A 14,748-nucleotide genomic window follows, 5' to 3' on the forward strand; every position below is an offset into this window, starting at 1 on the left:
TGAGTCAAAATGAAATTAACGTTACGATTATTTCTATTCCTTGTAATTTTACTTGGTTTATTTTGCGAGAAGAAACAAGATAAAGCCGCTTTTAATGAACGAGAATCCAAAGGAAAAATGGATTTAACGAATTGGGATTTTGGGAAGCAAGGCTACAAGAAATTAGATGGTGAGTGGAGGTTTTATTGGAAGGAACTCAGACCACCAGAAGATGCTATGCTTGAAGTAACTTCTGATCATTATTCGACAATTAAAGTCCCAGGCTCTTGGAATGATTTTATGGTAGACGGTAAAAAAGTGGGCGGCTCGGGCTTTGCTACCTATGCGCTTTATCTACATTTGCCTCCATCGTTAAAAGGAAAAATACTTACACTCAAAATTCCGCATATGGGAACGGCTTATAGACTTTTTGTGGATAACGAGCTATTAGCCGAAAATGGAGTAGTTGGAAAATCCTACGAAGATATGAAACCTCAATATCTAAGTTTGACTCGTAGTTTTATTGTTAGCAGTGAATCTGTGTTAATCACCATCCATGTTTCCAATTTTCATCATAGGAAAGGAGGAATTCGTTTTGACTCGCTTTATTTAGGAAAAGAAGAACAACTCCAGGCTTTACAGGCAAGCAATACAATTTATATTTTTTTCTTAATGGGAAGCTTGGTCATAATGGCGATTTACCATTTTGGTTTATTTTTCTTACGAAAAGAAGATATTGCCGCCCTTGTGTTTGGAATCTTTTGCTTTCTAGTTTCTATTCGTTTATTCTTTATTGGCGATGTGTGGATAACGTCTATTTATCCCACTTTAGATTGGTATTGGATGTATCGGTTTGAATATCTTTCTTTGTATTTTTCTGCGCCCACATTTACCTTATTCACTTTCTATGTATTTCGAAGTGAGTTCAATAAAAAGGTTTTGTATTTGACGCTTCCAATTTATATTTCGTTATCTGCTTTAGTTTTATTTTCAAAGCCCAGTGTTTTTTCTCTAAGTCTTAATTTCTTTCAAGGAATTGCAGTTTTAAATTCTCTGTATATTCTTTTTGTTATTATTCTTGCCATTATTCGGGCAAAGGAAGGTGCGATTGCTGCACTTATAGGTTTTGTTTTATTTGTATTTACAATTATAAATGATTTGCTTTATAATAATGAAATCATTCTAACGGGTTACGGTAATTTGCTTCCACTTGGAGTATTTCTCTTTATATTTTCTCAATCTTTTATTCTATCTCAAATCTTTTCTAATGCGTTTAAATCAATTAAAACTCTTTCGAAGAACCTAAGCCAAACAAATGAGGCATATGGTCGTTTTGTGCCAGTTGAATTTTTGAAGTATCTTAATAAAAAAAGCATTGTGGATATTCAACTAGGCGATCAGATGCAAAAAGAAATGGCGATTCTATTTTCAGATATTCGTTCCTTTACAGATTTAAGTGAGAAACTTACTCCACGAGAAAATTTCAACTTTTTAAATTCTTATTTGAAGCGGATGAGTCCTATTATCCAGAAAAACAATGGCTTCATTGATAAATACATTGGAGATGCGATCATGGCTTTGTTTCCAGGAGAAGTAGAAGAGTCCATTCAAGCTGCGATTGAAATGCAAAAGGAAGTTCGTGTTTACAATCAACATAGACTAAAGGAAGGATATGATCCAATTAAAATTGGTTGTGGAATTCACACTGGAAATTTGATGCTTGGAATTATTGGAGCAGATGCTAGAATGGAAGGAACGGTGATTGCTGATTCGGTAAATGTTGCTTCTAGAATTGAAGGACTTACAAAAGTGTATGACGCATCTATTTTGATTAGCGATGTGATTCTTAAAAAGCTAAAAGACCCTTCCATTTTTCATTACAGATACATTGACAAAGTAAAAGTTAAAGGCAAAACAGAATATACCGTTATCTATGAAATCTATGATGGGCAGCCTAATTTTATGATTGAGTTGAAAACCCAAACTAAAGAATTCTTTGAAGAGGGAATTACATTATACTATGAAAAGAATTTTAAAGATGCCATTCCTGCTTTCTTACGGGTAATGGATATTAACCCAAATGATGTAGCTTGTGCCATTTATTTAAAGCGAGCAAAGTATTATCTGGAAAATGGAATTGTAGAATTCTTGGAGTGATTTTTTAAGATTACCACCGATGGACACCGATAAAAGAACGATAAAAAAAAGATATGGATTCAAATTAAATTTTCATTATTAAAGACCAATTGTATTCTTTAAAGGTGTTTATTCGCGGTAAAACCATTTTATGTCGCAGTATATGTCTTGACATCAACAATTAATTTCACATACTTGGAATATACTCCTTCAACTCTTAAGATCAAATTACCTGATCAGATAGCAAAGAATTCAATGTGAGGATAACTCACAGGGAAAAGCATTTCATGCAAAAATCAAACGATATCCGCAAGGTAGCATTCCTTGGGGATTATCTCCCGCGTAAATGCGGTATAGCCACATTTACCAACGACCTTCGCACTGCCGTTTCACAAGAGTTTAAATCCATGCAATGCTTAGTCGTTCCAGTGAACGATATAGAGAGTAATTATGATTATCCGACAGAAGTTCGTTTTGAAATTGCAGAGCAAGATATACCTTCCTATCTTCGTGCAGCCGATTTCTTAAATATAACAAATGTAGATGTATTATGCGTGCAACATGAGTTTGGGATATACGGTGGTTTGGCGGGAAGTCATGTGCTTGCACTTCTACATGAACTACGAATGCCGATAGTTACAACACTTCATACAATACTTAGAGAACCTAATGTAGAGCAAAGACGCGTTATGCGCGAATTGATTCGGTTATCCACTCGACTAGTAGTCATGACAGAAAAAGGGAAAGAATTTCTCTTAGATATTTATCAAGTGCCTGAAAAGAAAATAGACTTAATACCACACGGAATTCCTGACATGCCTTTCGCAGATCCGAACTATTTCAAGGATGAATTCGGCGTTGCTGGCAAACAGGTATTACTCACATTCGGACTTTTATCTCCCAATAAAGGAATTGAGTTTGCATTAAGGGCACTTCCTCGAATTGTAAAAGATTTTCCGAACATTGTATTCATTGTAGTGGGACAGACGCACCCCAATTTACTTCGTAATGAAGGAGAACTATACCGGTTAAGTCTTGAGAGGCTTGCAAAAGATTTGGGAGTGCAAAAGCATGTAGTCTTCTTCAATCGGTTTGTAGAACAAGGCGAACTCATGCGATTTATTGGTGCTGCAGATATATATTTAACTCCGTATCTTACTGAAACGCAAATCACATCCGGGACTCTGGCTTATGCATTCGGAGCGGGTAATGCTGTTATATCTACACCTTACTGGCATGCAAAGGAATTATTAGCCAACAACCGAGGAAAACTTATTCCATTTCAAGATGCTGGATCAATTGCAGATGCAGTGATTGATTTGTTGCATGATGAATCATTTCGTCATTCTCTTCGTAAGAATGCATTTCAAATAGGAAGAGAAATGACTTGGAGTAATGTGGCAATAAACTATGTAAAATCTTTTTATCAGGCAGGTCAAGATCATAGTTTTGTTGGACGAAAGTCTTCTCCGATTAAAACGCTAGATGAACAACCGGACCAATTACCTGCTTTGAAATTTGATCATCTATTGCGACTTACTGATTCAACTGGAATTTTTCAACATGCTAGTTTTACCGTTCCAAATTTTACAGAAGGATATTGCACGGATGATAATGCAAGGGCGTTGCTACTTACATTAATGCTTAGAAAATCAGGCAATAGTATTTATCGGATAAATGAATTAGCCGCTACTTATTCTGCTTTTTTAAATTATGCCTTTAATCGACAGAATCATCGGTTCCGAAATTTTATGAGCTTTGATAGACGTTGGTTAGAAGAGGTAGGCTCGGAGGACTGTCATGGTCATGCTCTTTGGGCATTAGGTTATTGTGTTGGCAGTGCGGATAATGGAAGTTTATCTATGCTTGCTGCTGAACTATTTGAGAAGGCACTTCCTGTTGCTGCTGATTTTTCTTCACCACGTGCTTGGGCATTGACATTAATTGGAGTTGATCATTATTTACAGAGGCTAAGCGGAGATAGACGTGCAAGCCATATCCAAGAATCTTTAGTTGCTAAATTATTGCAGCGTTATGCAGATGCATCAAGTGAAGATTGGCAATGGTTTGAAAATGGACTTTCTTACGCCAATGCAAAGCTTTCTCATGCATTAATCTTGAGCGGCAAACGAACGAATAACCACACAGCACTCGCTATTGGTCTTAAAACATTGCGCTGGCTTGTAAAATTACAAACATCAGAAGCGGGATCCTTTAGACCTGTAGGATCGAATGGATTTTTTCAGAAGGGAGGGGAAAGAGCAATCTTTGATCAGCAACCAATTGAAGCACAAGCTATGGTATCCGCTTGTATTGAGGCTTACTATGCGACAGGCGACATGTCTTGGGCGGTGGAAGCACGGAGAGCATTCGAATGGTTCTTAGGAAGAAACGATTTAGGATTGGCAATGTATGATTCAAACAGTGGTGGTTGCAGAGATGGACTTCATATAGATCGCGTAAGTCAAAATGAAGGATGTGAGTCTACTCTGGCATTTCTCTTGGCACTTTCAGAAATGCAAACATTGCAAAGCACTCTCATTAGTTTTAAAGATCCGGCAGGAGAATAAATATGGAAAAAGAAAAACAATCAAAAGAAATCGATATTTCGGCAAAGAAAATAAAGGCAGTTCATGCAAAGAGAATTGGACCTACTCTTACACCGGATCGTTCCAGAGTGCTCATGCGTCCTTTTTTTCCCGTGAAAAAAGAAATCGCGAGACGAATAGTGTCTCAAGTAATGACTCTATCTGATTTTGAAGTAGCGGATTTACTGAAGCAGGTATTGGGTGAATTTGAAAATAGGCATGAGAATGTAGAGCTAATCTTTAAAAACCGCTACTTACAAGTTCATAAATTCATCGGTGATCTAGAAGATACTTCTATTGAGCGGCAAACACTAATTGGCTCTTACTTCTCACATGAATATTCTCCTGAGTCTGCTGCTTTGTTCAATCCTTCCATCGTGCTTCATCCCGATCAGACGGAACTTCCTTCTGGCTCTATCCGCTTTATATTAAGTCTTCGGGCTACAGGAGAAGGACATATTTCTTCCATTACGTTTCGAACAGGGAATGTGAACGCAAAACATAGAGTTACCCTCACACCATCTGTTCCATTTGTAGTAGAGCCAAAACCAATTAATAACTTAGTTTATGAGAAGGGGCTATTTACTCGTAAACTCCAAGAAGCAGGACTGCATAATTCATTTTGTAAACAAGTATTAGAGCAATTGCAGAATGAGTTTGTTCTACATGATTTAAGAAGAGTTCTCGAAGCGGAGAGGGGCAAGATGGGATCCTTTGATGTAATTACTGATCGTGCAGCTCATGGTATATTGCTATTAGCCGAATCAAACTTTGAAGTAGAATTTAATGTAAATAGTCAGACTTCCCAGAGAGTATTATTTCCATCTGTTCCCAGTCAAAGCAATGGAATTGAAGATGCGAGATTTGTTCGTTTCGAAGAAGATGATCACAGTTTTACATACTATGCAACCTATACAGCGTATGACGGCAAAATAACATTACCCCAAATGCTAGAGACTAAAGACTTTGTGCATTTTAAATTTCTAACACTTAACGGTCCTGCCGTGCAAAATAAGGGAATGGCTTTATTTCCTAAAAAGATAAGTGGAGCTTACGCAATGTTATCCCGCCAGGATGATGAAAATATATTACTGATGTATTCAGACAATATTCACTTCTGGCAAACACCTACTTTACTTTTAAAGCCAAAAGAGCCCTGGGAATTTGTAAAAATTGGAACTTGTGGTTCTCCCATTGAAACGGATGCTGGTTGGTTAGTATTAAGTCATGGAGTAGGACCTATGCGTAGATATTGTCTTGGTGCATTTCTCTTGGACTTAAAAGATCCTTCGCGGGTAATTGGTCGTTTGCGTGAGCCACTCCTTGTGCCGAATGAAGCAGAGAGAGAAGGCTATGTTCCAAACGTTGTATATACTTGCGGAGCACTATTGCATGAACATGAACTGATAATTCCCTACGCGATGAGTGATTATGGAACTAGCTTTGCCTCAGTAGGTCTCGATGAGTTATTAGAGTCGATGGAATAGTCAGGATTGATTTAATAGATCAATATAATGTTTTATTTGTGTTTGTGTCCAGCGGAGTTGATCAATTAAGTGGAGGATAATAGGGATTGACTCATCGTTCGCTCCGAATTCTTGTTTTAAATCTTGTATCAGTAATATTCTATCGAGGTCTTCTTTGTCTAAAGTTTTTTTCAGTATCAATTGGGATAATCCAATCCCTTTCGATACAATCATGAATAAAGAATTCATTTATTCCATACAATTCAATAATTTCGGTGATTTCATATACCATGATCTTCGCTCCGCGCTCTAGGATTATAGGGATTTTTTTTAGTCCACGTTTTTATAAATTCTTTGAATTCAGAATCCATATGTTCCGGAAGGGTTATCTTAATAATTACAATTTGGTCTCCACGCGTTTTGCCTTTTATCGGCATTCCTTTTTCCTTTATGCGAAGTTTTGTTCCAGTGTTAACGTTAGGCGGAATTGTCATCATAATTGTTCCATCTATCGTTGGAATTTTGATTGTCGCTCCATTGACTGCTTCGTCTAGACTAATTGGAATTTCAACTTCTAAATTGCTTTCATTTATTTTAAAAATAGAAGAAGGTCTTATATTTATTTCAATGTAGGCATCACCGGGTTGACCTTTTCCTATTCCCTGACCACCCTGATTTTTAATTCGTAATTTTTCTTTATTTTCAATGCCCGCTGGGATTTTTATTTTTAATCTCTTTCCAGCACCAAGAGTAACTTCTTTTTCTATACCATGTATCGCATCTTTTAGGTCAATCTCAAGGCTAAATAGATGATCTTTTCCTGGTAAATCTGCATTACCCGCACCTCTACCAGAAAAGAAAGTCTTGAAGAGGTCATCTGCATCTCCATCAAAATGATAGGCATACCGTCCACCATCTTCTTGATAATCATTGGAATAGGTTCTAGCTTTCTTCGATGATTCTGTAAATTGTTCATCGTGAATGCCTTTCTCAAATTTTTCACGGGCTTCTTTATTTTCAATTTGCTTGAAAGCTACGCTGATTTCTTTGAATTTTGGCTCCATGTCCTTGTTATTTGGATTTAAGTCAGGATGGAATTTTTTGGCTAGTGCTCTATAGGCTTTTTTGATTTCTTCATCTGTTGCGTTTTTCTTTACACCAAGGATTTCGTATGGATCTTTCATAATCAATTGCCATTTATGAATGTAAAGAATTTTGGATAGAGTGATTTAATAGTCATTAAATACATACGACTAGTAAATCAAAAAAGGTTTTCTTTGCCTATTACTTTTTTTAAAAACTCGCTTGAAAGTCAACCATCACTCTTCTACCTTCTCGGATATAATCGAAGGGATAATCTGCTCTACGCGCTAACGTTTGGTGTGAATTGAATAAGTTGGTTACGTAAAGACCTAGCTGCATACTTTCTGCGAATTTGTAGGATACTCGAAAGTTGACGCTAATCCATGCTGGGACATTCTTCGGACGGTATTGGGGAAAAGAGTAAGGATTGCTATTTGTATTACTTGTGTTGTATCCTGTGAGCGGATCTATTGGACCTTGGTCATTGGTTCGTCTGTATACTGCACCCTGTCTCTGGAGGCTAATAGAGCCTATCCACTTTTCCCATGTTGAGGATATACCAGCATTAGCCGTATATCCAGGTGAGTTTTTAATTTCGTTTGGATGTTTTGAAATTGTAGCATCTAAATTATTATCCAAAAACCGATAGAATCTAGAATAATTAACGAAGGTTGAAAAATATTTAAATGAAGTTAGAAGCTCTGTTTCAATTCCTCTTGTCCCAAGTGTATAAGCATTCACGATTGAATTACTCGTTCCGCTGTAATCAATTGCGTTTTCAAACCTTGTATTAAATCCATTGATGCGCAAATTGAAATTGGAATTAATCGTCCAATCCATTGCAATCTCACTAGTCTTAATTACCTCTGGGCTAATTTTTCTAGGATTATTCGAACCTCCCACATAAGTATTGACACCGAATAATTCCCCAGCCGATGGCTCTCTGAATGCTCTTCCTATCATCGCTTTAAATGTAAGTCTATCCGAAAAAAAATAAACAATCCCACCGCGTGGACTTGTTCTGCGGTAAGTCTTATGCTCGTTAGGCACAAACGGTGCACTTAAGTATTGGCTGGGAATATTATAAGTGGTTGATTCTTGTGTGTTGGGGTCAGTTACTGTTATCCCCGGAATGCCAATCCAATTTTTATATGGCTCATCTATCCCTCGAAATTTAATAGATGTTTCATCATAACGGATACCGGCTGTAAACTCCACTTTATTGTTAAAGAGTTTACCACTCGTTAGCTGCGCAAAAGGAGCTATTTTTAGAATAGGACGATTTTGTATCCACTCCATGGAAGGGTTTAGAGGAAGAAATGCTCCGCTTGGGTTTGTGTTCTGGTCTCCTAGGATATTCATATTTATATTGCTATTATGGCTAATGTCTCCGTTATAAGAAAGTCGATTTCCTTCTACTCCTGCAACAAATGTTCCTCCGTTGGAAAGTAAATAGGTCAATTGTGCGCGCAAGAATAGATTCTCTATTTTTGATTTTAGATTTTCGGTTACACCGGACGGATAATCAGGACTATTCGGTAGTGCCCTGTAGTTATAATCCCAGTATCCGTTATTGTAGCGCATAACGTATTCTTGGCTTAATTTATCTGAAATATTCTTGGAATACTTTGCAGTGAATACATCTCTATATTCAGTTTGTCTGTCTTTTATATCAGGGACATTCTGCAACCAACCATCGAATGCTTGGTAATTCCATTTCTGTCTATGGTATTGAAAAGATAATCCTTTTAAATCACCTTCCCCTTCCAACTTTGTGAACAGGTAATAACTATTACGCTCATCTCGGTGTTGAAATTTTTGCAAAAACCCAAATGCATCTTTTCTTCCTGAGCCGTCATAGTTTGTATAATTATTTCCATCTGTTTCATAGGAATTATAACTAACCACATGAGAAAACATTTTTCCTTTATTGCCAGTAATTAAATCATAAATTCGAGTTCCATAGTCTCCCATTCTGGCTCTAAGTTTTAAAGCTCCGTTTAAATCAGAGCCGGAAAATGTATTCAGAGATATAACGCCGTTAGTCGCATTGGAACCATAAAGTGCAGATCCAGGTCCCCGAATAACTTCTAGAGATTTAATCATATTTAGAGGAGTAATTTCCCAGGTAAGAGCTGTCCCATAAAATAAATCGTTATGTTGAACTCCATCAACAAGCATAAGCAAATGATTGTTATTCCAACCTTCATACATACCCCTTGATGAAACAGTTCTACGATCGTTTACTTGAGAAGGGGCAAAGCCCGGTAGCTGGAAGAGAATATCATTAATAGAAACCCTTCCATAATCTCTGATCTCTTTATCAGAAATTACAGATACAATATTGGGTGCTTCATTTGTTTTCTTTGCAATCTTAGTAGCGGATACTGTTACTTGTCCCTGTAATAAATCGAATACTTCTGTGGCTGCTTGCTCTGCGGCTTTTTCATTTGTCTGCAAGTATGGTTTTAGTTTTTCGGATAAGCGAGAAGAGGATGCGTATTGTTCTAAATTGCTGGGATTTTTTTTCTTATTTGGATTGGACCTGAGGATAAGAGATGTTTTGTTTGCTAATTTCTCTACGATAGACTGATCGCTTTCTTTTAATTCCTCTTTATCTAATTGTAATCCTTCTGATTGATAAATTTCATCGGTGATACTGTAAGCATCTATCATTTGTCCGCTCTCGGGGTCATATACTTGGATGTATAAATTTAAGTTTGAGTCAGAGTTTTTTTTATTGTAAAATCCTTCGAGGAGAAAACGCGCATTAGCCTGCTTTGCCTCCGTTAGTCTTTCTGATGTAGTAGATTTAGTTGAATCAACTGGATTCAAACCTGACCCTTGAATTTTTTTGTTTAGTGTAGATTGAATTTCTTTCTCTATATTTGAGTTTCGATCTGATTCATGAGGTTGAAAATTTCCAATATACACTGTCTTTGATGGAGTAACCTGCTGGGCATGAAGAACTATCGAGTTAAAAAAAATAAGCCCGAGCAAATACAGAGCTAATCTTAATTTACCAATAGAATAGTGAACTGATGAGGAATATACAGTTTTCAAGGTTTTCTCCCATTGCAGGTTTGCGAATTGCAACTCTACTTCTAAAAGAATTCTTGTAAAGGAAAAACTATTTTTTTATTATGAATATTGAGGTTATTCTGAATACAACTACATTCCAATATCTTTACATTCAAAATTTCTAATTTAAAATTACTTCGCTTTCCCATACTTAGCTAAAAACTTTTCTATGAGAGGGAAAATTTCTCTCTTCGCATTCTTTCCCATGACGAGGCAAGCATGACCGTAATTTCCACTGAAGCCTTCGCTCTCAGAAATGGTGTGGAATTCTTTGTATTTAGAATTTACTTTGTTATATACTGACTTGAGACTGCTTGGAGTGGCTACGTTATCGTATCCGCCGGCGATGAATAGAATCGGACAGGTAATTTCAGTTTGCAATTCTGTGTAATTGTATTTTTCGTCAAGAGAAACTATATCGCCACCCTTTGCAACCCAATTGAGCATTTGTGTCATGAGTCCATCTGGAATATTTTCAATACCAACTAGCATTTTCTTAACTGTGTTCTTAGGAGTGACTTGGGGATTATAAAAAAATTCTTTAAGTGGAGAATTAAATAAACTAACGAACGGCAAAATGAACTTAGCCAGTAGTTTTATATCTACTCTCTTAGAAAAAGAAATATACTTCAGAGCAATCTTTCCAAGCACTGGACTAGAGTGTGCAAGGTTACCCGGACCTCCTAGAGAGACGAAACTTTTAATCTTGTCTTTTTGTTTTTTCTGAGAAATTCCAAGATAAGAATATAAAATCATAGCACCCATTGAATGCGCTACCCAATTGATTTTTGGTTTACCGGAAATATTACATACTTCATTTATAATTGCTGGAACATCTTTCTCTACTATATCATCGAAAGAAAAGTTTTCATTTTCTGATTCTGTATAGGATTCACCACAGCCTCTAAGAGATACGGCATACACATCGTAGCCGATAGTCTTTAAATGATAGGCAAGGGAATGGTCTGTGTCTAAATCCATGAAGTATTTATTGGTTATAATTCCATGAACGAGGATAATAGGCATTGCACCCATTAGAGGCTTATGCGGTTTATGCCTGTGAATAGCAAGATTCCAACTGTTATTTGTGATAGCAAAGAAAACTTCATCCGCAATATCAGACACTGGATATTTTTTTAAAAAATATCTTTTATACAAAGGGTAGGTTAAAAATGATACAAGCAGAATGATTGATAGAATCAGCAGAAAGAAGCCACCTAGAATGCTGATGCAAATTAATAAAAGGATTGTGCTCGGAAAGGAAAATTTCTTTGTTTTAGTTTTTTTTTGACTCACATATTTTAAAAAAATTTATTTCACTCCATTGTCAAGTAAAGGAATATTGTATGAACGATTTAAATTATCAACCCTATCGCTCGCCAAATGGCTGGTATATGCTTGCTTTTCCCGAACACTGGGAGGTCGAGGTGATTGAAGAGATTCCTGCATTTTATGATCCAGATGGTGCAGGCGCATTGCAAGTATCTGCCTTTGAAAATAAACTAGGCACCTATGATTTGGCAGAAGAGTTAGCAAGATTCTTGGCTTTTCATAAAATCGAATACGATGAAAACTGCATCGCTAGTTTTACCAATAACCTGGGCAGCAAAATCAAAGCCTGCGAATTTATCTCAGAAGAAAGATTCTGGTTGGTCTATATGATTTCCTTTCGCTCTAAATTAATCGTCTGCACTTACAATAGCGATGAGAAGCCCGACAAAGAGTTATCCATCATGCTCACAAATATCATTAGCTCAATCCGATTCTTACAAGCGGAAAATCTGAATTAGCCATTGCAAGGCATAGAATTACACACTAAAAAGAACTGATAAGGATTTTTATTCGCGGTATCATATTCATAACTTGTCTGCAAAAATACGCAGTTTAGCGTATTGCCATTTTTTATTCAGAGTGATAGAGTTATCCCTATGAAAATACCAATGAAAGAAAAAAAGTTAGTGTATGGTGTCCTAATAGGGGATGAGAGTTTTCAGGCTGCCATCATAGGTCTTTTAAAAATAAGACCGGAAGTTGGCAGTATCATTGAATTCTCTTCACCGGAAGTTGCTTTAAAATTAGATTCTCTTTCTCAAGTTGATTTTTTAATCATTGATTGCCGTTTAGATGGAATTGCATTTTTAGGACAGTCTCGAGTAAGAAGTTTGCAAATTCCTAAATTGATTCTAGCGGATTATAATATTGAGTCAAAAGTATTTGATGCTCTGAAATATGGAGCAACAGGTTATATGTTAAAGGAAGAAATTTATTCGTTTAATAAAATTTTGGAAATTCTAATCGGTAATGGAGTCTATATTTCTCCAACAGCACTATTACAAGTTATCAATTATTTTAGGAAAATGGAAATGTCTGCGTTAAATCCCGAACATCTTACGGAACGAGAAAGGATAGTTCTCAAAGAATTTTCGGAAGGACATGCTCCCAAGCAAATTGCAGAGAATTTAACTATTAGCATCGCCACGGTTCGTTCTCATATTCAAAATATTTATCGTAAACTAGAAGTAAGCAATCAAATCCAACTTATCCAAAGAGTAAAAGAAAAAGGTTTGGTTTAAAATTTGATGAAGTCGAGCATATTCGAGATATATGATAATTTACCTTTCAAATCAAATACAAAAAAAATCAGCTTGTGTATAAGCTTTCACTCACATACAGGCTATTACCCTCAATTTTCTTTGACTGCTTTTTTGCTTTTGCTGCCAAATCTGCAATGTCTACGTAAGACTTGCATTTAGCTGTAGAGTTAGGATCAACTACACCTATGGATAAACTTATTAGAGGATAAAATTTTTTCTCACCGTATCTACTTTCTGCGTGAATACCGCCTGCTTTTAGATCATCCTCTTTATAATGTTTGGAAATAATATTTTTAAACTTTCCCAAAATCACTTCACATCGATAATACCAATTTTCACAGGTAAAAATTACAATAAAATCATCTCCACCTATATGGCCAACTTGACCATTCTCTATCGGAACACATTCAATGAGAATATTTCCTAATGCTTTTATTATTTCATCTCCAGCGGAATATCCATATATATCGTTAAACGGTTTGAAGTTATCTAAATCAAAATAGGCAACACTGAACGGTATTCTTTTTTCTAGAGATCGATTAATGCACTCGTTTATTGGGACACTACCCGGTAAAAGAGTAAGAGGGTTAGCATGTCTGGCATATTTAATTTGCAAGTGCGTAATTTCTTCCAATACATCCATAATAGTTCCGATTCCCGCATACTTATTATTATGCGTGATGATAAATGCAGTATCATTTCTCATTGTGGAAGTTAATTGTTTACTGACTGCCTGAATTGAAATATTTGCATCAATGCTTAATGGAGTTTTATCTATAAAATGCCTAATGGGTTTTTTCCCATGCAATTCTAATCCATAACGAGTGGAAAATAATTTAGAAATAAATAATTCACGAAATATAATTCCCGTTCCTGTATGATTGTCAACTAAGGGTAAGATAGTAAGTGAACTGTTCTGCTGAAACAATAGCATAACTTCTGAAATGGGCATTTCGGAAGAGACTGGTTGAATAAAATTACAAATACTAGATATTGGTTTTGTAGAATTAAATGGATCATAGTCATTATTTGGATTTTCTGAAACAAACAATTGGCTATCAATATGTTTTAAAGGAAAAAGTGCAGGTCTTCCAAAGTAATTTCCTTGTGCGTGCGTTATTCCAAGTTTTTCGATTGTCCTAAATTCTTCTTCTGTTTCAACACCTGTTGCGATTACATTGCAATGAAGGGAGCTTGCAATATTTTGAATGGACGATATAAATTTAAATTTAATTGGATCTTCAGCAATGCCTTCCACAAAATGATTATTTATTTTTATATATTCAGGCAGTATCTCTGACCAGAATTTTAATCCAGAGTAGCTTGTGTCTAAATCATTCAATGCTATTTCAAATCCCATATCTCTGTATTTTTAATGCAGTTTTAAGCATTAAATCACTATTATCCGTTGGTTGATATTCTTTTAATTCAATTACAATGCTACTCGGTGCAATTCCAAATTCTTCAAGAAAATTAAGTAGCATGCTCTGTTCAAAATCTGCCTCTATAAATGTTGATACATTGACACTAATAAAAAGTTTTTCTCTTATACCTAAACTAGCATAACGATGTATAATTGATTCTTGTGTAATTAATTCAAGTTTTTTAAGTAGATTAAAATGATTTGCAATGCTGAATAATTTTGCATTGCTGTGTAACGGACTGTCCGAAGGTCCGCGAATGATTGCTTCATAACCAATTATATTTTTATATGTCAAAGATACAATCGGTTGAATATATAGGTTCACTTTCTTATTAGTGAGAATATGGATTAATTCTTGTTTTATATTTTGCATTTTTTTCTTACGACTATTAAACGAA

General features: G+C 35.9%; 9 protein-coding genes and 1 pseudogene. 5 read left to right on the forward strand and 5 right to left on the reverse strand.

Annotated elements, in window-relative coordinates:
- Nucleotides 1–9: 9 nt before the first annotated feature.
- From IPH52_25740 to IPH52_25750, 3 genes are all read left to right on the forward strand, one after another.
- Nucleotides 10–2,136, forward strand: a complete 2,127-nt coding sequence (locus IPH52_25740) for an adenylate/guanylate cyclase domain-containing protein (GenBank protein ID MBK7058389.1) — start codon at nucleotides 10–12, stop codon at nucleotides 2,134–2,136.
- 266 nt (nucleotides 2,137–2,402) lie between these two features.
- Nucleotides 2,403–4,685, forward strand: a complete 2,283-nt coding sequence (locus IPH52_25745; protein MBK7058390.1) for a glycosyltransferase family 4 protein — start codon at nucleotides 2,403–2,405, stop codon at nucleotides 4,683–4,685.
- A gap of 2 nt (nucleotides 4,686–4,687) precedes the next feature.
- Nucleotides 4,688–6,190 (forward strand): glycoside hydrolase family 130 protein, encoded by a 1,503-nt coding sequence (locus IPH52_25750; GenBank protein MBK7058391.1) that lies wholly within the window; start codon nucleotides 4,688–4,690, stop codon nucleotides 6,188–6,190.
- Here the strand turns inward: IPH52_25750 and IPH52_25755 are convergent, their stop codons facing one another.
- From IPH52_25755 to IPH52_25770, 4 genes are all read right to left on the reverse strand, one after another.
- The gene (locus tag IPH52_25755) at nucleotides 6,191–6,418 is read right to left on the reverse strand and encodes a hypothetical protein (protein MBK7058392.1); all 228 of its coding nucleotides are present in this window, start codon (nucleotides 6,416–6,418) and stop codon (nucleotides 6,191–6,193) included. It lies immediately after the preceding gene.
- A 32-nt stretch (nucleotides 6,419–6,450) separates the two neighbouring features.
- Nucleotides 6,451–7,353: a J domain-containing protein gene (locus tag IPH52_25760; GenBank protein MBK7058393.1), complete on the reverse strand. Its 903-nt coding sequence runs from the start codon at nucleotides 7,351–7,353 to the stop codon at nucleotides 6,451–6,453.
- A gap of 109 nt (nucleotides 7,354–7,462) precedes the next feature.
- Nucleotides 7,463–10,315 (reverse strand): TonB-dependent receptor, encoded by a 2,853-nt coding sequence (locus IPH52_25765; protein MBK7058394.1) that lies wholly within the window; start codon nucleotides 10,313–10,315, stop codon nucleotides 7,463–7,465.
- A 150-nt stretch (nucleotides 10,316–10,465) separates the two neighbouring features.
- Nucleotides 10,466–11,629: an alpha/beta hydrolase gene (locus IPH52_25770; protein ID MBK7058395.1), complete on the reverse strand. Its 1,164-nt coding sequence runs from the start codon at nucleotides 11,627–11,629 to the stop codon at nucleotides 10,466–10,468.
- A gap of 50 nt (nucleotides 11,630–11,679) precedes the next feature.
- Between IPH52_25770 and IPH52_25775 the strand changes: the two genes are divergently transcribed.
- Nucleotides 11,680–12,123: a DUF3805 domain-containing protein gene (locus IPH52_25775; GenBank protein MBK7058396.1), complete on the forward strand. Its 444-nt coding sequence runs from the start codon at nucleotides 11,680–11,682 to the stop codon at nucleotides 12,121–12,123.
- Between the two features lie 138 nt (nucleotides 12,124–12,261).
- On the forward strand, nucleotides 12,262–12,906 hold the full coding sequence (locus IPH52_25780; GenBank protein MBK7058397.1) for a response regulator transcription factor: 645 nt from the start codon (nucleotides 12,262–12,264) through the stop codon (nucleotides 12,904–12,906).
- A 67-nt stretch (nucleotides 12,907–12,973) separates the two neighbouring features.
- Here IPH52_25780 and IPH52_25785 read toward each other — a convergent pair.
- Nucleotides 12,974–14,723, reverse strand: a pseudogene (locus IPH52_25785) (GGDEF domain-containing protein).
- Between the last annotated feature and the right edge of the window lie 25 nt (nucleotides 14,724–14,748).

Source organism: Leptospiraceae bacterium (genome assembly GCA_016708435.1).
GTDB lineage: Bacteria > Spirochaetota > Leptospiria > Leptospirales > Leptospiraceae > UBA2033.